Here is an 18,790-nt window from a genome sequence, read left to right on the forward strand (position 1 = left end):
CGCAACAGGCAGCAATCGACCCAAAGCTGACGGTTGCGACGGGCCGAGATCGGCCAATTTCTGCCTGTCGCTACCGACAGCCACGAGCAGTTCTCAGTCGATCATGGTTACTAAGCGTGCTTGGCAGATCGAATGCAAACGCCTGGTCAAGTGCAGTTCAATCGAGCGGTCAGTACCGATGTAATCAGGTGGTCAGGTGGAGTGCAATTTCGCAACAGCTACGCCGCTTCGCATTGGACGCGCATGCGCCGAAGCCGCCCGTTCGCCGAACCGAGTCGCAGTCAGTTGCTAAGTCGGCAGAGGTCCGAACGCGCGGTATGAATCGACCAGGGCATCGAAAAGCGAGATATCCGAGCGACTTCTAGCAAAGAGCTGGGCACCGACTATAGCTGCGAAAATTGCACGTGCTCTAGATTCACTCTCACTTGATTCGCACACCTTCGCAGCCAATAGAAGCTTACTTAGCCATGCTATGTTGACATCAGCAAAGGTCTGAATTTCTTTAGTCATTTCAATGGGTAAAGTATCGGTTTCAGCGCCCATGAAACTGCCCAGGCAGAGACGATTGTCGGCCTCAAGCGATCTTCGGAAGATTTCAGGAAAGCGACGCAGAGCGTCAATCGGAGATGGGCTTTCTGATTCGATCATCTCGAGTGCGAGCGCACCGTCCTCCCAATATCGTTTGGCAACGGCAATACCCAGATCGGCTTTGCTTGGAAAATGGTAGTAAATACTCGCCGCTTTGATACCAACATCTTGCGCAAGGTCGCGGAAATTCAAACCATTGTAGCCCTGCGATTGGGCAATTTTCTTGGCCGCCAACAAGATGGCTTCCTTGGAGTTGACGCTCATCTTGGTGCCTTTCGTCTTGGGACGATCTCTTAAATAGGAAAAGCTAATTTACAGCAAAGGCCTACCGTGTGACAGGTAGATTGTCAGTGAGAGCAGTGAGTTTCAATTCGACTTGGGTGCTCAGGCAGAAGCCGTTCCATCATGGTTCAGCCAGCGGCACCGCCAGCCGACACTAGCGAGATCACTACGGTCACCGAGAAAGCTAGGGGTGTGGCTATCTCGGCGTACCGGAGTTTCCATTGAGTAGCTGTTACTGGGCTGGCGAATCCAGCTCAGGAATACCGCTGTTGTGATCAGCGTAGGCAGCCTGGAAGCTTGGACGTTTTGTCCAGCGCTGCCAGTATGCATCTAGGAACTCAAAACGCTCGTCCAGTGGAGTTGCATTGACCGGGAATTTCGAGAAGGCGATCGCGGTTGCCAGGGTAATGTCCGAGAAGGTCGGGGCATCTCCGCCGAGCAGCCATTCGCGGCCGTCTGAAAGATGACGATTGACCAGTGCAGCGTGAGTCAAAGCTTCCTTACGGCAGTGTTCGCCCCAAGCCTCATTCTTAGTCAGTTCTAGCTTAAAGCCGAGTCCTGTGTGCAACACGTGGAACGCTGTAACGATGCGGTACAGGATGTGCACCCACACCCGGTTATCCCACATGTTATCCAGACCCTGTTCCAGTGCGGTCTCTCCCATGATCTTGCGACCAGGATACTCTTGGTCAAGATAACGAACGATGGCAGCCGTTTCGGAAATGTAGCTACCGTCAGCCAGTTGAAGGGTGGGAGTTTCGCCCCACGAGTTCATATTCAAATGACGCCAGCCACGCTGTTCTCCTACAGGGGACATGTCATAGATGGTCTCGGCAAATTGGTCAGCGATGCCTTTTTCGTGCATGAACAGACGCAGACGCTGTGGGTTCGGAAAGGCCGAAGGCGAAGTGAAAAGCTGAAGTTTAGTATTCATGGTCGATCCTACAGGTTGGTGGCTGAGTTGACTACCTAACATTAGGTAGGCAAACCTTAGCGAACGATTCGATGTGCGTCAACACCTATCTAACGATTGTTAGGTAAAAGTTTTTTGATGGGGATTTTCTGGCTGCATTGGTTCGATTGAGGTGATCGCTCGCTTCAGCGGGAAGGGGCGCGCAACCTAACATCGGTCGCGAGGCTCACTCGCTTTATCCCAGCTGCGTAATTGCATGGACTTGACCACCCACCGCAATCGTCAACAAGGGCACCTTGCTCAGGCCGTCGCCCTAAGATGAATTCGTCAAGACGTCTCTACTGGACGGTTATCAATTGAGTCATTTTCGATGATTATTCGACAGTCAGCTTTTGGCCGACCTCTGCCGTCATAACCAGGGGGGCGTGCTGGCCAAATTCGGTCCAAAGGACTGTCAGGTCGAATGCAAACAGCTGGGTAGATCTGGGTAATTGGCCACCAGTCTAAGCCAACGGCGAGATGAGCTAGGCCTCCGGCATCATTACTCAAGGACGACCGTCATGCCAGATTACTCAGATTGCAAGATCGCTACAGCGGACGCTCTGACATTGCTCCTCCACAACCAGCACGCCCTAAGTGCAGCGATAGAAGAAGTAACCAAGTGGCTCTCAGAAAATGGAGTAGGCAGTGTCGCCGCTAATGCGATGTCGGCCATGGAAACGCTGGACGCTAATGCTCAAGCCATCACAGATTCCATTTTAAGGATACGTCAGTCTTAGATTACTCAGCGTAAGACTGCCCTCTGATTGCGAAGATTCATTGGCCGAGATAGCCACTAGTGAGAGTCGGCTTTGGGTCAAGCCCATCATTCTCGATTGTCTGCTTCTGGCTGATCTCTGCCTGTTGTCACGGGCCGCTATCGACCCCAGGCAGCCTCTGGCCAAGGGCAGCAGATGACCTTTTGTCGCCTCTCGGCTCAGCCCGCCTTTTAGGGTGTCTACTTCCTAGATAGGTCCTGTAGCTAAAAAAGGAGCGCGCGATGAGCGACGAACAGGTAGCACCTGAGACGAAAGGCGTTACGGTGAAGTTACTTGCAACGGTTGACCTTGGTCCTGAAATTGAGGGTATGGCAGGGCGCCAACTTAGAATGCGTATGGTGACCATCCAGCCTGGAGGTGTCTTTGGCCCGATTCACAGCCATAAAGACAGACCAGGCACGGTCTACATACTGCAAGGAACGATCACTGATCATCGAAATGGAGTCGCCAGTGACTATGCGCCGGGAGTGGGCTGGTCCGAGGACAGGAATACCACACACTGGCTTGAGAACAGAGGAACGATTCCGGCGGTGGAGATCTCGGTCGATATTGTCAGGCAAGAGTAAGCTCTGGCCCAACTGAATTGCCCAGGGTTTATAGATATGTCCAAACGTCAGATTTTGTCTGGTAAAGACTGGGGCTGACCGGCTGCTCCTGGCCGTTTTCTGCCGGTCGTGACCGGCTGAAAACGACCGATAGCTGCCGGTCAGCAGCGGCAGAATTCGGCCAGAAGCATTCATTCGTAAGAGGATGATTGCTGCCTTTGCGAACGGTTGAATCCAACCCAAAGCGTACTTTCGCCGCCGGCAATCAATGCCCAATCGCCGCCGCTCAGACGTACCGTTCGCGTTTGCCCATTTGGAGATTAGGTGAAGCGTGTCGACGCGATTCAGGGTGTAGTTGAGTCGCTCGACTTCGGCGTCAGAACTATTGCGCTGCCGATCACTTCAATGGTCAGTATGTCGCCGATGCTCAGTCCTAAACTGGCGAGTAGGTCCGGTGGCAAGTCAACGATGACGTCGCCACTTCCATCCGCAGGATCTTGGCATTTCACGGTCCAGCGTTGGGTTTCGGTCATGACGTTACTCACACTTTGGTCTTGGCGGGCATGAATGTCTTCGCCAGTTGAAGTGTGATGCTGACTGCTGATGACTTCTTCTGGCCCTTAGCGTCCTGGCCATGCAGGTGAACGCTGTGTTTGCCAATGTCGATACCGAGAAGCCTCATCGTGGTTATGAAAGATTCTCCGCCGAAAACGGGAAAAGCCCTGCAAGTGTAAACCTGTGGGGCTTCTTACTAAGCCCGACAGGTAAACCTGTCGGGCTTTTTTGTTCACAACGCTGAAAATCAGACGGTTTTGTCTTTAATGGTGGTGCTTGGACCGTTGGTCTTGACGCTTTCAATTCCTGCGGCGCGCGCCGCTTCAGACGAGTAACGCTGGCTGTTGCCAATGATCTGGTGGTTCGCTGCCTTGAGGTTGAAATAAGGCTTACCGTCCTTAGCCACTTCCTTGGCATAGCGTGCGTCAACAGGGCTATTGGCCTGTACTGAAGCAATGCCATTTTCGGCTGCGCTGCGAGTGGTATACAGCTCACTGGTCAAAATGATTTCAGCGTTACCTGCCTTGAGGACGAAACGAAATTGTCCGTCAGTGCTTTTGCTCAACTCGTACCAACCTGCCATGGAGTAACTCCTTAATAGTGTCCGAAATTGCTGTTACACATAAATACCCTGAGCAGGCATTCCGCGATCTTTGGCGCTCTACCGGTGGCGACTGGGACGCCAGCTTTGGGTCTGGGTCGTCGAGTTCAAGAAAGTGAAGCCTTGCTCCTGAAGGCCATGACCGTAAGCTCCTGCATCTGGGGCGTCATCTTCCTTACTGTAGAGGAAAATCAAAAATAGGAGCTCACCCAACCAGGGCCTAGCACTCCGTGCTTGGTAAAGAGCCAAAGCTGGGTGAGCGGTGATAACTCTATCTAGCGTTGCGGCATGTGTCTCGAACACAACTCTGAATAAATCTGAAGAGGCTGCCGGTGAACGGCGGGCCAGGAATTCGCATGCCCGAATTACAGCGGAAGGGGGTGCTCTTCCCCGGCTCAGTGTATTGGGATCTCAAAATGCTGCCTTAGCATTTCGAACTCGGGTAATGGTGCTATTCCAGGTCTTTTTCAAGCCTCAATGGATCCATTAATCTCTGAATAAAGGCGAAATGCTTGACTATATCGAGAATTGTCATATTTAATGGATCCATAAAAACAAGCCTACGCTGGAGATCTTCATGTATCCGAGAAACACCTGGTATGTCGCCTGCACCCCCGACGAGATCGCTTCCAAGCCCCTGGGGCGGAAAATATGCGGTGAGAAAATCGTTTTCTATCGAGGCCTTGAGGGGCGCGTTGCCGCCGTCGAGGATTTTTGCCCACATCGCGGCGCCCCCCTTTCCCTTGGTTATGTCGACAATGGCAACCTGGTTTGTGGATACCATGGCCTGGTCATGGGCTGTGACGGCAAGACCGTCGAAATGCCGGGTCAGCGCGTACGGGGCTTTCCGTGCAACAAGACTTACGCGGTCGAAGAGCGTTACGGTTTCATCTGGGTTTGGCCTGGGGAGCAGGACAAGGCTGATCCTGCACTGATCCATCATCTGGAATGGGCTGTCAGTGATGAGTGGGCCTACGGCGGTGGGCTGTTCCATATCAATTGCGACTATCGACTGATGATCGATAACCTGATGGATCTCACCCACGAAACCTACGTGCACGCCTCGAGCATCGGCCAGAAAGAGATCGATGAAGCGGCGCCGGTCACCGCCGTCCAGGGTGACGAGGTGGTCACCGCGCGGCACATGGAAAACATCATGGCGCCGTCGTTCTGGCGCATGGCCCTGCGTGGCAACAATCTGGCCGACGACGTGCCGGTAGACCGTTGGCAGATCTGCCGCTTCAGTCCGCCCAGTCACGTCTTGATCGAGGTGGGCGTGGCCCACGCCGGCAAGGGCGGTTACAACGCCGAGCCGCAACACAAGGCCGCGAGCATCGTGGTCGACTTCATTACCCCGGAAACCGAAACGTCGATCTGGTACTTCTGGGGCATGGCACGCAATTTCAATCCCGGCGACGAAGCCCTGACCGCCACCATCCGCGAGGGCCAGGGCAAGATTTTCAGCGAAGACCTCGACATGCTCGAACAGCAGCAGAAAAACCTGCTGGCCAATCCCGAACGCAACTTGCTCAAGCTCAATATCGATGCCGGGGGTGCAGTCCAGGCGCGTGCTGGAACGCCTCATCGCCCGTGAGCGAGCACCGGCGGTCGAGCTGATTGCCGCAGCCAAATAGCGAAGGGCCGCGCCCTTGAGCGCTACGCCAGTCCACTCCCATTGATCCTGCTCGCGGCCACTGCGGTGGCCGGTCTTGAAGGTGCGCCATGATTGAAGTCGTCGTGTCATCCCGCAACAACGAAGCGTTGGATATCTGCAGCTACGAGTTGATCTGTGCGCAAGGCGGGGCATTGCCTGGCTTCAGTGCCGGGGCCCATATCGACGTGCACCTGCCCGGCGGACTGATCCGCCAGTACTCGCTGTGCAATCACCCGCAAGAGCGCCATCGCTACCTGATCGGCGTACTCAGGGAAGCCGCCTCGCGCGGTGGTTCCCAGAGCCTGCATGAGCAGATCAACAGTGGCGATCGGCTGTTGATCAGTGAACCGCGCAATCTGTTCCCGCTGGTGGCTGAGGGACGGCGCAGCCTGTTGTTCGCCGGCGGCATCGGCATCACCCCGATTCTCTGCATGGCCGAGCAACTGGCCCACAGCGGCGCCGATTTCGAGCTGCATTACTGTGCTCGCTCCAGTGAGCGTGCGGCTTTTGTCGAGCGACTCAAAGGGGCATCCTTTGCCGATCGCGTGCACCTGCATTTCGATGAACAAGCCGATTCGCGCCTGGACGCCGCCAGGGTTCTGGCCAATCCGCGGCCTGACTTGCACCTGTATGTCTGCGGCCCTTCAGGTTTCATGCAGCATGTACTCGACAGCGCCAGGGCTCAGGGCTGGAGCGATGGGCAGTTGCACCGTGAATACTTCGCCGCGGCGCCGGTGGATACCGCCGCCGACGGGGCGTTCCAGATCAAGCTAGGCAGCAGCGGGCAGGTGTTCGACATTCCGGCCGACAAGACGGTGGCCCAAGTACTGGAAAGCCACGGTGTCGAGATTGCTACTTCCTGTGAGCAGGGCGTCTGCGGAACCTGCCTGACCCGGGTGCTGGAGGGGGTGCCTGAGCACCGTGACCTGTTCCTCACCGAAGAAGAGCAAGCTGCCAATGATCAGTTCACGCCCTGCTGTTCGAGGGCTAAATCCGCGCTATTGGTGCTGGATCTCTGAACGAGCCGGTCATTCTCCGCGCGCGATCACTTTTACCCGCTCGCCATTGCTGATTGCACCGAACACTTCGGCGTAGCGCAGCGTGGCGTTGGCGTGTTCACGCATAATGGCTTCAGCGCGTGCGCCCTGGCGGCTGACCAGCGCGTCGTAGACCGAGTGGTGTTGCATGTGCGCGAAGTTGAAGCGCCGGTATTCACGCGCCATGTCTTCACGATCGATCGCCAGCGCTGACACTGAGGCGAAAGGGCGATGGTCGTTGCGCGACAGGGCTTCGGCAATGGCCGGGTTGGCGCTGCTTTCGACGATCACCTGATGAAAACGCATGTTAAGGTCATGGAACGCCTCAAGGTCTTCTTCTGTCACGAAGCCTTTGTCGAACAGTGCATCGCCCTGCACCAGGCATTCGAGCAGCGCCGCCTGCGCTTGCTCACTCAATCCGCGTTCGGCGCTCTGCCGCGCCGCCAGACCCTCCAGCACTCCGCGTACCTCCACGGCGCCGGCGATATCGTCGGCGCTCACCGAGCGTACCTGATAGCCCCGCCCGCCATGGCGCACCAGCAAGCCTTCCTGCTCCAGGGTCAGGAAGGCCATGCGCACCGGCATGCGCGAGACGCCGAAGCGTTCCGCCGTCGGAATCTCCATCAGCCGTTCGCCGGCCGCCAGCTCGCCCGAGGCGATCATTTTGCGCAGTGCGACCAGCACCATTTGACCCGGTTTGCTCATGCAGGCGACTTCCAGAGGGGGCCGCCATAGTAACGCAAGGGGAGGGGAGATGCAGGGGCGACAAGCGCCCCTGGCGGGAGGATCAGAGTGACAGTGGGTAGGCAAGGTCTGCTGGCGTTGTGTGCCGAAGATTTCGAGTGGATCATTCCGGGGAGGATTGGCCACTGGCTGGCACGCACCGCGGGCACGCGGGATTGGCGGACGTGCTTCAGAAGGCTTCCGCAGAACTGGAAACATCCATGGAGCCCCCCGAGTTTGTAGCGCAGGGCGACCGGGTTCTGGTCGTTGGCTTTGCGACGGGGAAAGTAAAAGCCACGAAAAGGACGTTTGAAGACTATTTTGTCTTCGCCATCACTGTTCGCAATGGCAAGCTGACGAACATCCGCGAGTATGTCGACACCCAAGCATTGGCGCGGGCCTCAGAAATGCTCGCGAGCCCTATGACCTGAGTCATCGGAACCGATACCCACTCATTTGCGCGCCGAGACAGGGCGCGTTCGCCGCCTTGTTCATCCCCCGCTCTCAGGAAAGATGCACCCGCCATTGCGGACCAGCGCCTTCACTTCCTCGCTCACCTGCATGGGGTTTTGACTTAATCGAGCAACAAATTCCTCGCGGCGCCGCACGTACGACTTCGAATCATGCTTCGCGCTCCAGAGCACAATGTTGATCACAATTGGAATGAGGTCCAGGCCCTTCTCCGGTCAAAGTGTAAAAGTCCTTGCGCCTGTCGTCGGGGCTGGGCGCCTTCGAGAGAACGCCTTGCTCCTCAAGAAAGGCTAGTCGGGAAGCAAGAACATTGGTCGCGATTCCCTCTTCCGATTTCAGGAAATCGCCATACGTCTTCTTTCCAACAAAAACGATGTCGCGAATGATCAAGAGCGACCACCGGTCGCCGAAAATCTCCACGCCGTAGTTCACCGCGCAATGGGACCGAAAGTCTTCTTTAAGAGTTGTCTTCATGGCTGGATCTTAGCATCGCTTGCATGTCGCAAGTAAAACCCCATGGATCACTTGCATTTTGCAAGTGAATCGCCCAGCATGGATCTTACGTTGAGTGAGTTCGTCGGGTCGCACCAGCAGCCTAAGAATGAGCAACCCCATCCCTGCTAGGAAACTGCGCATGAGCACTATCAGCATTATCGGCTCAGGTGACATGGCCGCAGCGATCGGCGGCCTTGCCGCCAAAGCCGGATACACCGTCGAGGTGATGAGTCGTGACGCCGCCAACGCGCAGGTGCTGGCCGAGCAGCTTGGAGCCGGCGCGACGACAGGAAGGTTCGGCACCGCCCCGGCCGGGGACATGGTCATCCTGGCGGTTCCTTATTCCGCCGTTCTCGACGTGATGAAGCAATACGGCGAAGCACTGGCCGGCAAGCTTCTTGTCGACATCACCAACCCCGTCGCCCCCGACTTCACAAGCTTTGTGACCCCTGAGGACAGTTTCGGCGCACAGGAGATCGCCAAAGCCGCCCCTGCCGACGCAGAAGTCGTCAAGGCGTTCAACACCCACTTCACCCACGTCCTGGCCGACGGTCCTGTCGAGGGCCGCCCGCTGGACGTGTTCATCGCCGGGGACGGCGCGCAGGCGAAGGTACGCGTCTCGGCGTTCATCGAGAGCCTCGGACTGCGCCCGATGGACACTGGGCCGCTGCTCATGGCGCGAACGCTGGAGCATGCCTGCCTGCTTTCGCTGGGCCTCATCGCCCACTCCGTCAAGCACACCAACTTCTCAATCGGCGTCAGCCTTCTCGGCTGAGTGCACCCGTAGCACCACTTTTCGCATCACATCCCTTACAAGGAGCAGTCACATGCACGTTTTCGTTACTGGCGGGACCGGCCATTCCGGTCCGTATATCATTTCCGACCTCATTGCAGCCGGTCACGAGGTCACTGCGCTTGCCCGGTCGGACAAGTCCGCAGAGGCGGTGTCTGCGCTTGGCGCCAAGGTGCGTCGCGGCGACCTCGATGATCTCGACGGGCTAAAAGCGGCGGCAGCGGATTCCGACGGTGTCATTCACGTCGCGCACAGGCAAGACCTGCTTCCCTCCGGAGGCCTCGACGCAGTGGCTGCCGCGGAGCAGGCGATCATGCTCGCATACGGCGAGGCACTGAAGGGGACCGGAAAGCCGCTGGTCACGTCTGGGAGCATCGGCTCGCCGGGTTGGGAACATCTCGGCCGTCCAGCCACCGAGGAGGATCCCACCCTCTCTGGCGGCGAGAAGTTCAAGGGCACCTTGCGAGTTCGTAACATCGTGGAAACGACCGTACTCGGTCTCGCCAAGCAAGGCGTGCGGTCCTCGGTCGTGCGGATTCCTACCATCATGCACAGCACGACCGACAACGCCGGCTTCCTTCCGATACTGATCGGGCTTGCGAAGGAGAAGGGCGTCGTAGGCTATCCCGGTGACGGCAGGAACAACTGGTCGGCCGTGCACGCCCGCGACCTCGCCGCCGTGTTCCGTCTGGCACTGGAGAAGGGCCCTGCCGGCAAAAATTGGCACGCGGTTGCCGACGAGGCTATTTCGTTCCGCGAGATCGCCGAGGCCATTGGCAGCCGTCTGGGCTTGCCGGCCGTGAGCATTCCAGCGGACGTACTGATGCTGCCGGGATACTTTGGGTTCCTCGCGAATCTGGTCACGTTGGACCTCCCGGCGTCCAACCTCATCACCCGCCAGGCCCTCGGCTGGGAGCCTGCTCAGCCCGGCCTGTTCGAGGACCTGGACAACGGCCATTACTTCCCTGCCGGCTGAGTTGAGTTGAGCAGGCAGCCGGGTCGCAACTGGCGCGGTGGACAACAATGTCGCGATGCGTGATCCGCTCGGGTAAAGATTCTGTCGACCCGGTGATGGCATGAGGAATGACGCACGCGGCTCGGCACACACGCGATATCAATCGTGGGATGCCTGTTAAGACAACGAGCAATACTCTAATTCACGAGGAGACTGCACATGAGCACTATCAGCACTATCAGCATCATCGGCTCAGGAGGCATGGCCGCGGCGATCGCCGGTCGTACCGCCCAAGCTGGATACACCGTTGAGGTGGTCAGCCGCGACCCCGCCAAGGCGCAGGCCCTGGCCGACAAGCTCGCAGCCGGAGCGACCACAGGGACGTACGGGGCCATTCCGGCCGGCGACATCGTCATCCTCGCCGTGCCGTACACCGGTGCGGCGTCGGTGGTGGCCGATTACGGGGACGCGCTCGACGCCAAGGTGATCATCGACATCACCAACACGGCCTCTCCGGACCTCACGGGCCTCGTCTCTCCCGCCGGAAGTTCTGGTGCGCAGGAGATCGCCAAAATCGCCCCCGCCAGCGCGCATGTCGTGAAGGCATTCAACACCCTCTTCGGCCACGTCCTTGCTAAGGGAGGCCCCCTCGACGTGTTCATCGCCGCCGATAATCCGGAGGCCAAGGCGCGCGTCTCGACGTTCATCGAGAGTCTCGGGCTGCGTCCGTTGGATGTCGGCGGCCTGCACATGGCCCAGACGCTCGAGGCCCTCGGCCTGATGATGATCGGCCTGGCGAAAAACGGCGCCGGCTGGGACATCGCCTTAAACGTTGATATCGGCTGAATCGCCGACACCACGCCCCTCACCGGCAGGTCCACAAGGTATCTGATTAGAACGGACGCGATCAGATGCAGTCGTCGCTCGTTTCAAGGCCGATCGGGACGACCAGTATCGTGAGTTCCTCGGCCGCTGCACGGACTTCGAAGCCGAGATAGCTAAGGAGGTGGCGATCCAGAAGTTCACCTACGCGGAGCTGGAGGAGGAAGATACCGACCTGAAGAAATTAAAGCGCTGGTTCGAGAAGATCCGCAAACTCGATTTCTATGGAGCGCAACTGGCCGAGGTAGCGGCGACGCGGTTGCAGGGGTGCGAGGCGCTTTTAGATGCCTATGCCAAACAGGTTTTCGAGGCTCATGATGAAAACCACTGACAAGTCAGGTAGCACTTCGACTACTGCGCCAATCGAGAAGGCGTCAACCGTCAACGTCTGGCGCACCATGCCTGGCGGCATCTGGGCGTTGGGCTTCGTCTCGATGCTGATGGACATCTCCTCAGAGATGATTCATGCACTGTTGCCACTCTACATGGTGACAGTACTGGGTACCTCCGTTCTGGCGGTGGGTCTCATCGAAGGCATAGCCGAGGCTACGGCCTCGATTACCAAGGTATTCTCCGGGGCACTCAGTGATCGATTGGGTAAGCGAAAACTGCTCGCGGCGCTGGGCTATGGGCTAGGGGCACTGTCCAAACCGAGTGGCGTCTACTTCCCAAGTAGACGTCACCCGGTTAATCAGGGACGGTCTGAAGTAGTCGCGTTTACTTCTCTAATGACGACCGTTTTCCAGTTGCACGACTCGTTATCGGGAACTACCCAACCGTCAAGCCTGCGCGAGCGCCAGGTTCGGGACGGGCCATGGCCCTGGTCGCAGGAATTTGAACTGCGCGGCGTTGCTCGATAGAGTCGCGCCCTGATCCGGCAGCAAGCTGCCGGACACTCGTGGTCAAAAGGAACGGCAGTTGAACCAACAGACATTGTCCATGCGCCTGGAACGCGTGGCGGCGCATGTGCCAGCAGGCGCGCGCCTGGCCGATATCGGCTCGGATCACGGCTACCTGCCGGTGGCGTTGATGCGCCGTGGCGCCATCGCGGCGGCGGTGGCCGGCGAGGTGGCATTGACGCCGCTGCGCTCGGCCGAACGCACTGTGCGCGAGAATGGCCTGGACCAGCGGATTACCGTGCGCCTGGGCAATGGCCTGGCGGTGATCGAGCCGGGCGACGGGGTCACGGCGATCAGCATCTGCGGCATGGGCGGCGAAACGATCCGCGACATCCTCGACAACGGCCAGGAGCGCCTGAGCGGCCAGGAGCGCCTGATCCTGCAGCCCAACGGCGGCGAGCAGCCACTGCGCCAATGGCTGATGGAAAATGGCTACCGCATCCTCTGCGAGGAACTGCTGCGGGAAAACCGCTTCGACTACGAAATCATCGTCGCCGAGCGCGCCGGACCGGTGATCTACACCGCCGAGGAGCTGTACTTCGGCCCGCTGCAGATGCAGGCACGCAGCCCGGTGTTCCTGGCCAAGTGGCAACGAATACTGCGCGAGAAGCAGAAGACCCTGAGCAACCTGGCCCGGGCGCGGCAGGCCGTGACCGAGGAAAAGGTGCAGGACATCGCCCGGCAGGCCCGGTGGATCACCCAGTTGCTGGCTTGAAAATAGCTTCGGTCATCCTGATCCAGTCGCACCCGCTCAATCGGCCGGGATGTCCGGCAACACTGCAAACCCGTCGAGCGCGAGGGCGTTTGATCACGTCTACAAACGCCGCCGCGGATCTCGCGCCATTTGCGGCGATCAAACACCTCACCGTAGAAAAAGGTTGTCCTGGATAACCCGTAGCGAATAACGCGTTGCCCGTCCCCTAGTTGGGACTAAAGCGAATAAAACGATTGAAAAAAACCGCTATAAGCTTTAAACGGAAAGATCACTGGCACATCGCTAGCCATCAATAAGTGAGCATCGCCAGTTTCTGGCTCAGGGAGCGCTGATGAGTTTTCGTCCATTGACCGACTCCCCGCGCCAATCGAACGATTGCGACGTTGTCGCCACTCAACTCAAAGGGCACCCGGATACTGGCGGCATGGCCTGCGCCGGCAACGAGGGTACGATCGAGCAATTGCTGGACTCAGCCCGCAACGGCTCCCATACCAGCGCGTGGGTGGTCTACCGCGCCGGTGAACACATGCATCTGGTCGGGCAGGGCGACCCACGGGTGCGATGGCCGCCAATCGTTGCAAATGAAGAGTTTGAAGCCTTTTGCCAGACCCGGCGCTTGCACCGCTGGCCGACCGGTAGAGGCGAAACGGTGCTGGGTTGGCTACTCGCGCCAGTCAACGATGCCGCGGAGCCGGCGCTCGCCGCGTTTGCCCAGCGCCTGGGTATTCAGGTACAGACCGATACCCTTGCCCGTGCGCAGATTACCCAGCGGGTGCTGTATGAAATTACCTACCTGGCCAGTTCGACCCGCGACCGATCAGTGTTTCTGGTGGGGGTTCACCGGCTGCTGGCGAGCCTGATCGACGCCGAGAACTTCTATCTCGCGCTGTATGACCCGTACAGCGGCAAGATTGACTACCCGTATTACGTCGACATCATCGACGTGGATGCCCTGGAGTCAGAGAACTACGAATACCTTGATCGTTCGCACCTGTCGTTGACCGGCCAGGTGTTGACCACGGGCCAGCCGTTGCTGATCGACGCCGCCGGCATTCTTGCGGCTCAGGCCGAGGGCCGTTTTTACTGCGTGGGTGATCGTCCCGAGTTCTGGATGGGCGCACCGTTGAAAAATGCCTCGGATGACGTGTTTGGCATGCTTGCCATGCAGGTCTACGAGGTTTCTCGTACCTACAGCGCTGAAGACCGCGCGCTGTTTCTGGTGGTGGCCCGCCACGTGGCCATGGCGCTGGACCGGATTCTGCACCGGGCGGACCTGGAAGAGACAGTGATGCGTCGTACCCTGGAGCTTTCGGCACTCAACGATGCCTTGAGGCAGGAGGTGGCAGACCGAGAGCGCGCCGAACATCTGCAGGGCGCGCTGTTCCAGATTGCCGAGCTGTCAAGCCAGCCTGGTGACATGGCTGAGTTGTTTCAAACCTTGCATGGCATCGTCGGTGATCTGCTGTTCGCGCAGAACTTCTACATTGCGCTGTTCGACGACGCGATCAGTGAAGTGACCTTTCCGTATTATGTCGATGAGCGGCAGACGACCTGCCCGGCGGCACGGCGCGGGTGCCGGGGCTTGACCGAGTACGTTATCCGTCAGCGTCGCCCCTGCCTGATTGACGCAGCAGACGCTGAGCGATTGTCTGCGCACGGTGAAATCGAATTGGGCCATGCGTCTGTTCGATCTTACTCCTGGCTGGGCATTCCGTTGTTCGATGGCGATGTGGTGCGTGGCGTGCTGGCGGTGCAAAGCTATACCTCGCAAGTGCGCTATACCCTGCGCGATCAGGAGCTGCTGACGTTCGTGTCGCGGCACATAGACACAGCGTTGTCGCGCCGCACGGCCGCCGAAGCGATCCATGCCGCCAACCTCAAGCTGGAAGCCCGGGTGCAGAACCGCACCCGCGAGCTCGATCACGCCAATGCCAAGTTGCAACACGAAAACTCCCACGATGCGCTGACCGGGCTACCGAATCGTACGTACCTGCAACAGCGCCTCAATCTGGCCTGGTCGCGGTTCGGCAGCGAAGGCGGGCACCTGGCAGTGATGTTCATTGACCTCGACCGCTTCAAGATGGTCAACGACAGCCTCGGCCACCATTTTGGCGACCTGCTGTTGAGGCAGGCTGCCCAGCGTTTGCGCGGTTGTCTGCGCGACACCGACATGCTGGCGCGCCTGGGGGGCGATGAGTTTTCGGTGCTCGCTCCCGAGGCGCCGCTGGACGTGGTGATCGAAATCGCCGAACGAATCCTGGTGGCGTTCGACCTGCCGTTTTTCATCAATGGCCATGAGGTTTTTTCGTCTTGCAGTATCGGTATTGTCAGCGCCGACAGTCAGTTCCATCACGAGCCAGCCGACTTGCTGCGCGATGCCGATGCGGCGATGTACCGGGTCAAGAGTGCCGGGCGCGACAGCTACGCGGTGTTCAACCAGGAAGTGCGCCGTGAAGTCTCGGATCAGGTCGAGCGTGAAGGCGCCTTGCGCAATGCGCTCAAACGCACCGATGAGCTGCTGCCGTATTTCCAGCCGATTGTCAGCGTTGAAAGTGGCGAACTGTTGGCCCTTGAAGCGCTGATCCGCTGGCATCAGCCGGGCGGCCGGGTGATCGCGCCGGGCGAGTTTTTGCCAGATGTCGAGGGTTTGCGCCTGATCGGTCGACTGGACCTGTACATGCTTAACAGCATTGCAGTGATCCTTGCACAACCCCGGCACACCCATTGGCCGCCGGTGCACGTCAATTGCTCCAGCTACAGCATGACGCGTCCGGACTTCGCCAATGATGTGCTGGCACTGTTGGCGCGGCACCGGGTCGTGCCGTCGCGGATCTGCCTGGAGTTGACCGAAGGTGCGCTGGTCGCCGAGCCGGCGATGGCCCGACGGACCATGCAGCAATTGGCCGATAACGGCATGTCAGTGGTGCTCGATGACTTCGGTGCCGGGTTTTCTTCCCTGAGCTATGTGCATCAATACCGTTTCAGCGGCTTGAAGATCGACAAGTCGTTCATCCTCGAACTGACCAGCAGCCCTCGCAGTCGCGCGATCGTCCGGGCGATTGTGCGCATGGCCGAATCGCTGGACCTCAGCGTGGTGGCCGAAGGTGTCGAGGATGAAGCGACGCTGGTCTTGCTGCGCGAAATGGGCGCCGGGCAGGCCCAGGGTTATTACTTTGCCAAGCCGATGGGGTTGGAGGCGTTGTTGGCGAGTTCGTTGATCGGGCGTTAGGACGACTCCCCCAAACGCCCCCGGATCGCCACGTCAGTTGATGCGTGGGTGCTGCTGCACCAGGTTCTTGCGCTTGGCTTCCAGCGCGGCGATTTCAGCGTCGATGTCTTCGATCTTCTGTTCAATATTGTCTTCATGCTCCTGCAGCAGCTCTTTCGCTTCCTCAATATCGGAAGCTGCCGGGGCGGCACCACGCAGGGGCTGGTTGGCGGTTTCTTTCATGGTTATGCCGGTCACCAGGCCCACCACGGCGATCACCATCAGGTAGTACGCCGGCATGTACAGGTCATTGGTGCTTTCCACCAGCCAGGCGACCAAGGTTGGAGTCAGGCCCGCGATCAGCACAGAAACGTTAAACGCACTGGCCAGTGCGCTGTAGCGGATGTGGGTGGGGAACATTGCCGGAAGAGTCGAGGCCATTACACCGATGAAGAAGTTGAGCACGACGGCGATGATCAGCAGTCCCGAAAAAATCAGCCCGAGCTTGCCGCTGTTGATCAGCATAAAGGCAGGAATGGCGAGGCAGAACAGCGCGACGCTGCCGAAGAGAATGAAGGGCCGGCGGCCAATCTTGTCGCTGATAAAGCCGATCAGGGGCTGCACGAACAACATGCCGACCATGATCGCGATGATGATCAACACGCCGTGGTTTTCGCTGTAGTGCAAGTTGTGCGACAGGTAGCTGGGCATGTAGGTGAGCAGCATGTAGTAGGTGACGTTGGTAACCGCTACTACGCCAATGCAGGTCATCAGGCTGCGCCAATGCTTGGTCGCCACTTCCTTGAACGAAACTTTCGGTCCGCGCGCCAACCCTTCACGATCGCCTTGCTCGAGCTTTTCTACATGCTGCTGAAACGCCGGGGTCTCTTCGAGTGCATTACGCAAGTAGAGCCCGATCATGCCCAGGGGCAGGGCGAGGAAGAACGGCAGGCGCCAGCCCCACGCCTGGAACTGCTCTTCGCCGATCACGGCGGAAATCAGCACCACCAGGCCTGCGCCGAGGACAAAGCCGGCGATTGAGCCGAAGTCCAGCCAACTGCCGAGAAAGCCGCGCTTGCGGTCCGGGGCATACTCGGCGACGAAGATCGAGGCGCCGGTGTATTCGCCGCCCACCGAGAAGCCTTGGGCCATCTTGGCCAGCAACAGCAGGATAGGGGCCCAGATGCCGATCGAGGCATAGGACGGAATCAGCCCGATGGCGAAGGTGCTCAGGGACATGATCACGATGGTGGCCGCCAGGACTTTCTGCCGACCATATTTGTCGCCTAATGAACCGAAGAACAAACCGCCCAGAGGACGGATCAGGAAGGGCACGGAGAAGGTGGCCAGCGCGGCGATCATCTGCACGCTGGGGGACGCGTCGGGAAAGAACACCTTGCCAAGCACATAGGCGACAAAGCCATAGACGCCGAAGTCGAACCACTCCATGGCATTGCCCAGTGCGGCGGCGGTGATCGCCTTGCGCATCTTGGCGTCGTCGACAATGGTGATGTCGTTCAACCCGATCGGATTGACGGTCTTCTTGCTTGATTTCATGCGGATTTCCCTGTCGCTGATCCATCTCGATGCCATTGTTTTAATGGCGCGCGCTCTTTGGTTCAGATACATGAGGACACTGAATAATTCACCTCCATCCGGTTTTTTGTCAGCGCTGCGCTGAGTCGGGATTAGCTGAGTCGATCACCACCCAGCGAATCACGCTGCATCGACTGCAGGTTTTTCTCGATGGTTTCGCACAGGGTTTCCATCTGGATCCGGTGTTCGCTGTTGCGGAACGGGCTTTGCAGATCGGTGCCGATGCGTTCGATGGCCAGCAGCATGAAGCCCACCACCGTCGAGGCCAGCGGGGTATACCAGCCCAGGGGCTCGACCAGCCCCACCGGCACAATCAGGCAGAACAGCGAAATAAACAGCCGTGGAAAATAGACGTAAGGGTAGGGCAGCGGCGTATTGGCAATCCGCTCCATGCCGCCCTGGCTGTTGGACAGATCAACCAGGGTCGACTCCAGCCGCGCCAGGCGAATGCTATCCAGGCGCCCGGCCTTGTATTCCTGGGCCAGCAGCGCCGCGGAACCGTTGAGGATATCGTTGGCAAAGTTATTGGTGGTGCTGCTGCGCGCGAACTCCTCGGCGGGAATAAACGCGCGTATCTCGTCCGGACAAGGCTGACCCCGCAGGTGCGCCGCCAGACAGTTCACATACGCCACATGGCGGCGCAGCAGGGTTGATTTCATCGGATTGACTTCATTACCCGGGTCATCCAGCAACGTCAGTATTTGCCGGGCAAAGCTGCGGGAGTTATTGACCATCGCCCCCCACAACGTGCGCGCTTCCCACCAGCGATTGTAGGCACTGCTGTTGCGAAAGCTGATCAGCACCACCAATGCCGAGCCCAGCAACGTCAGAGGCATCAACGGCAGGTTGATCTTGCTGTTGAGAAACAGCATGAAGTCCACGGTGACGGCGATATCCCAGAGCAGCAACCAGAACAGGGCCCAGCCCACATAGCCCATGGTCTTGATGACCAGACGGTATTTTTGATGATGGCGGCTTTCAAGCGCGGACCTCGCGGGGAGTGGTGGGCATTAATGCTCTAACTCGGACGCTGGTTGCCGGGTAAAGGTTCGGTATGGGC

16 protein-coding genes and 4 pseudogenes are annotated in these 18,790 nt (G+C 58.6%); 12 read left to right on the plus strand and 8 right to left on the minus strand.

Features of this window, described 5'->3' with window-relative positions; genetic code table 11:
• Positions 1–288: 288 nt before the first annotated feature.
• A complete protein-coding gene (locus tag JFV26_RS30285) occupies positions 289–852 on the minus strand; it encodes a TetR/AcrR family transcriptional regulator (RefSeq protein WP_201197284.1) in 564 nt (187 codons plus the stop codon).
• 250 nt (positions 853–1,102) lie between these two features.
• A complete protein-coding gene (locus JFV26_RS30290) occupies positions 1,103–1,804 on the minus strand; it encodes a glutathione S-transferase family protein (RefSeq protein ID WP_201197285.1) in 702 nt (233 codons plus the stop codon).
• 539 nt (positions 1,805–2,343) lie between these two features.
• Here JFV26_RS30290 and JFV26_RS33920 point away from each other — a divergent pair.
• Together JFV26_RS33920 and JFV26_RS30295 are read left to right on the plus strand one after the other, a co-directional pair.
• Entirely contained in the window at positions 2,344–2,562 is a 219-nt protein-coding gene (locus JFV26_RS33920) for a hypothetical protein (protein ID WP_242487953.1), read from the plus strand.
• Between the two features lie 260 nt (positions 2,563–2,822).
• Positions 2,823–3,167: a cupin domain-containing protein gene (locus JFV26_RS30295; protein ID WP_201197286.1), complete on the plus strand. Its 345-nt coding sequence runs from the start codon at positions 2,823–2,825 to the stop codon at positions 3,165–3,167.
• A gap of 323 nt (positions 3,168–3,490) precedes the next feature.
• Here the strand turns inward: JFV26_RS30295 and JFV26_RS30300 are convergent, their stop codons facing one another.
• Positions 3,491–3,679, minus strand: a complete 189-nt coding sequence (locus tag JFV26_RS30300) for an AbrB/MazE/SpoVT family DNA-binding domain-containing protein (RefSeq protein ID WP_201197287.1) — start codon at positions 3,677–3,679, stop codon at positions 3,491–3,493.
• Between the two features lie 269 nt (positions 3,680–3,948).
• Complete coding sequence (locus tag JFV26_RS30305; protein ID WP_201197288.1) at positions 3,949–4,284, minus strand: YegP family protein; 336 nt, start codon at positions 4,282–4,284, stop codon at positions 3,949–3,951.
• Between the two features lie 595 nt (positions 4,285–4,879).
• Between JFV26_RS30305 and JFV26_RS30310 the strand changes: the two are divergent.
• Positions 4,880–5,936 (plus strand): annotated as a pseudogene (locus JFV26_RS30310) (Rieske 2Fe-2S domain-containing protein).
• Positions 5,937–6,024: 88 nt separating this feature from the next.
• Positions 6,025–6,975, plus strand: coding sequence for a PDR/VanB family oxidoreductase (locus JFV26_RS30315; RefSeq protein WP_201197289.1), 951 nt, complete (start codon positions 6,025–6,027; stop codon positions 6,973–6,975).
• A 9-nt stretch (positions 6,976–6,984) separates the two neighbouring features.
• Here JFV26_RS30315 and JFV26_RS30320 read toward each other — a convergent pair whose 3' ends face one another.
• Positions 6,985–7,698 (minus strand): GntR family transcriptional regulator, encoded by a 714-nt coding sequence (locus JFV26_RS30320; RefSeq protein WP_201197290.1) that lies wholly within the window; start codon positions 7,696–7,698, stop codon positions 6,985–6,987.
• A 203-nt stretch (positions 7,699–7,901) separates the two neighbouring features.
• Between JFV26_RS30320 and JFV26_RS30325 the strand changes: the two genes are divergently transcribed.
• On the plus strand, positions 7,902–8,147 hold the full coding sequence (locus JFV26_RS30325) for a nuclear transport factor 2 family protein (protein ID WP_342215499.1): 246 nt from the start codon (positions 7,902–7,904) through the stop codon (positions 8,145–8,147).
• Positions 8,148–8,337: 190 nt separating this feature from the next.
• Here the strand turns inward: JFV26_RS30325 and JFV26_RS30330 are convergent, their stop codons facing one another.
• On the minus strand, positions 8,338–8,661 hold the full coding sequence (locus JFV26_RS30330; RefSeq protein WP_242487955.1) for a winged helix-turn-helix transcriptional regulator: 324 nt from the start codon (positions 8,659–8,661) through the stop codon (positions 8,338–8,340).
• A 160-nt stretch (positions 8,662–8,821) separates the two neighbouring features.
• Here JFV26_RS30330 and JFV26_RS30335 point away from each other — a divergent pair, with 160 nt between their 5' ends.
• The 7 genes and pseudogenes from JFV26_RS30335 to JFV26_RS30365 all read left to right on the plus strand — a co-directional run bounded on the left by JFV26_RS30335 (position 8,822) and on the right by JFV26_RS30365 (position 16,155).
• Positions 8,822–9,457, plus strand: a complete 636-nt coding sequence (locus tag JFV26_RS30335; RefSeq protein ID WP_201197291.1) for an NADPH-dependent F420 reductase — start codon at positions 8,822–8,824, stop codon at positions 9,455–9,457.
• Positions 9,458–9,509: 52 nt separating this feature from the next.
• Positions 9,510–10,451, plus strand: coding sequence for an SDR family oxidoreductase (locus JFV26_RS30340; protein ID WP_201197292.1), 942 nt, complete (start codon positions 9,510–9,512; stop codon positions 10,449–10,451).
• Between the two features lie 198 nt (positions 10,452–10,649).
• Entirely contained in the window at positions 10,650–11,276 is a 627-nt protein-coding gene (locus JFV26_RS30345) for an NADPH-dependent F420 reductase (RefSeq protein WP_207204086.1), read from the plus strand.
• Positions 11,277–11,394: 118 nt separating this feature from the next.
• Positions 11,395–11,643: pseudogene (locus JFV26_RS30350) on the plus strand (Chromate resistance protein ChrB); the annotation flags it as partial.
• Between the two features lie 67 nt (positions 11,644–11,710).
• A pseudogene (locus JFV26_RS30355) lies at positions 11,711–11,965 on the plus strand (MFS transporter); the annotation flags it as partial.
• A gap of 265 nt (positions 11,966–12,230) precedes the next feature.
• Positions 12,231–12,926, plus strand: coding sequence for a tRNA (adenine(22)-N(1))-methyltransferase (locus tag JFV26_RS30360; RefSeq protein WP_242487956.1), 696 nt, complete (start codon positions 12,231–12,233; stop codon positions 12,924–12,926).
• A gap of 331 nt (positions 12,927–13,257) precedes the next feature.
• Positions 13,258–16,155 (plus strand): sensor domain-containing phosphodiesterase, encoded by a 2,898-nt coding sequence (locus tag JFV26_RS30365; RefSeq protein ID WP_201197294.1) that lies wholly within the window; start codon positions 13,258–13,260, stop codon positions 16,153–16,155.
• A gap of 33 nt (positions 16,156–16,188) precedes the next feature.
• Here JFV26_RS30365 and proP read toward each other — a convergent pair whose 3' ends face one another.
• Together proP and JFV26_RS30375 are read right to left on the minus strand one after the other, a co-directional pair.
• Positions 16,189–17,691, minus strand: a complete 1,503-nt coding sequence (proP, locus tag JFV26_RS30370) for a glycine betaine/L-proline transporter ProP (RefSeq protein WP_201197295.1) — start codon at positions 17,689–17,691, stop codon at positions 16,189–16,191.
• Positions 17,692–17,822: 131 nt separating this feature from the next.
• A pseudogene (locus JFV26_RS30375) lies at positions 17,823–18,712 on the minus strand (bestrophin family protein).
• Positions 18,713–18,790 lie beyond the last annotated feature (78 nt).

The organism is Pseudomonas sp. TH31 (assembly GCF_016650815.1).
Taxonomy (GTDB): Bacteria; Pseudomonadota; Gammaproteobacteria; order Pseudomonadales; family Pseudomonadaceae; genus Aquipseudomonas.

Bases quoted from the DNA above. Each gene is read 5' to 3' on its own strand.
- JFV26_RS30285 (WP_201197284.1), bottom strand. From the start codon at position 852: ATGAGCGTCAACTCCAAGGAAGCCATCTTGTTGGCGGCCAAGAAAATT.
- JFV26_RS30300 (WP_201197287.1), bottom strand. From the start codon at position 3,679: ATGACCGAAACCCAACGCTGGACCGTGAAATGCCAAGATCCTGCGGAT.
- JFV26_RS33920 (WP_242487953.1), top strand. From the start codon at position 2,344: ATGCCAGATTACTCAGATTGCAAGATCGCTACAGCGGACGCTCTGACA.
- JFV26_RS30305 (WP_201197288.1), bottom strand. From the start codon at position 4,284: ATGGCAGGTTGGTACGAGTTGAGCAAAAGCACTGACGGACAATTTCGT.
- proP (WP_201197295.1), bottom strand. From the start codon at position 17,691: ATGAAATCAAGCAAGAAGACCGTCAATCCGATCGGGTTGAACGACATC.
- JFV26_RS30290 (WP_201197285.1), bottom strand. From the start codon at position 1,804: ATGAATACTAAACTTCAGCTTTTCACTTCGCCTTCGGCCTTTCCGAAC.
- JFV26_RS30295 (WP_201197286.1), top strand. From the start codon at position 2,823: ATGAGCGACGAACAGGTAGCACCTGAGACGAAAGGCGTTACGGTGAAG.
- JFV26_RS30315 (WP_201197289.1), top strand. From the start codon at position 6,025: ATGATTGAAGTCGTCGTGTCATCCCGCAACAACGAAGCGTTGGATATC.
- JFV26_RS30330 (WP_242487955.1), bottom strand. From the start codon at position 8,661: ATGAAGACAACTCTTAAAGAAGACTTTCGGTCCCATTGCGCGGTGAAC.
- JFV26_RS30340 (WP_201197292.1), top strand. From the start codon at position 9,510: ATGCACGTTTTCGTTACTGGCGGGACCGGCCATTCCGGTCCGTATATC.
- JFV26_RS30320 (WP_201197290.1), bottom strand. From the start codon at position 7,698: ATGAGCAAACCGGGTCAAATGGTGCTGGTCGCACTGCGCAAAATGATC.
- JFV26_RS30335 (WP_201197291.1), top strand. From the start codon at position 8,822: ATGAGCACTATCAGCATTATCGGCTCAGGTGACATGGCCGCAGCGATC.
- JFV26_RS30345 (WP_207204086.1), top strand. From the start codon at position 10,650: ATGAGCACTATCAGCACTATCAGCATCATCGGCTCAGGAGGCATGGCC.
- JFV26_RS30365 (WP_201197294.1), top strand. From the start codon at position 13,258: ATGAGTTTTCGTCCATTGACCGACTCCCCGCGCCAATCGAACGATTGC.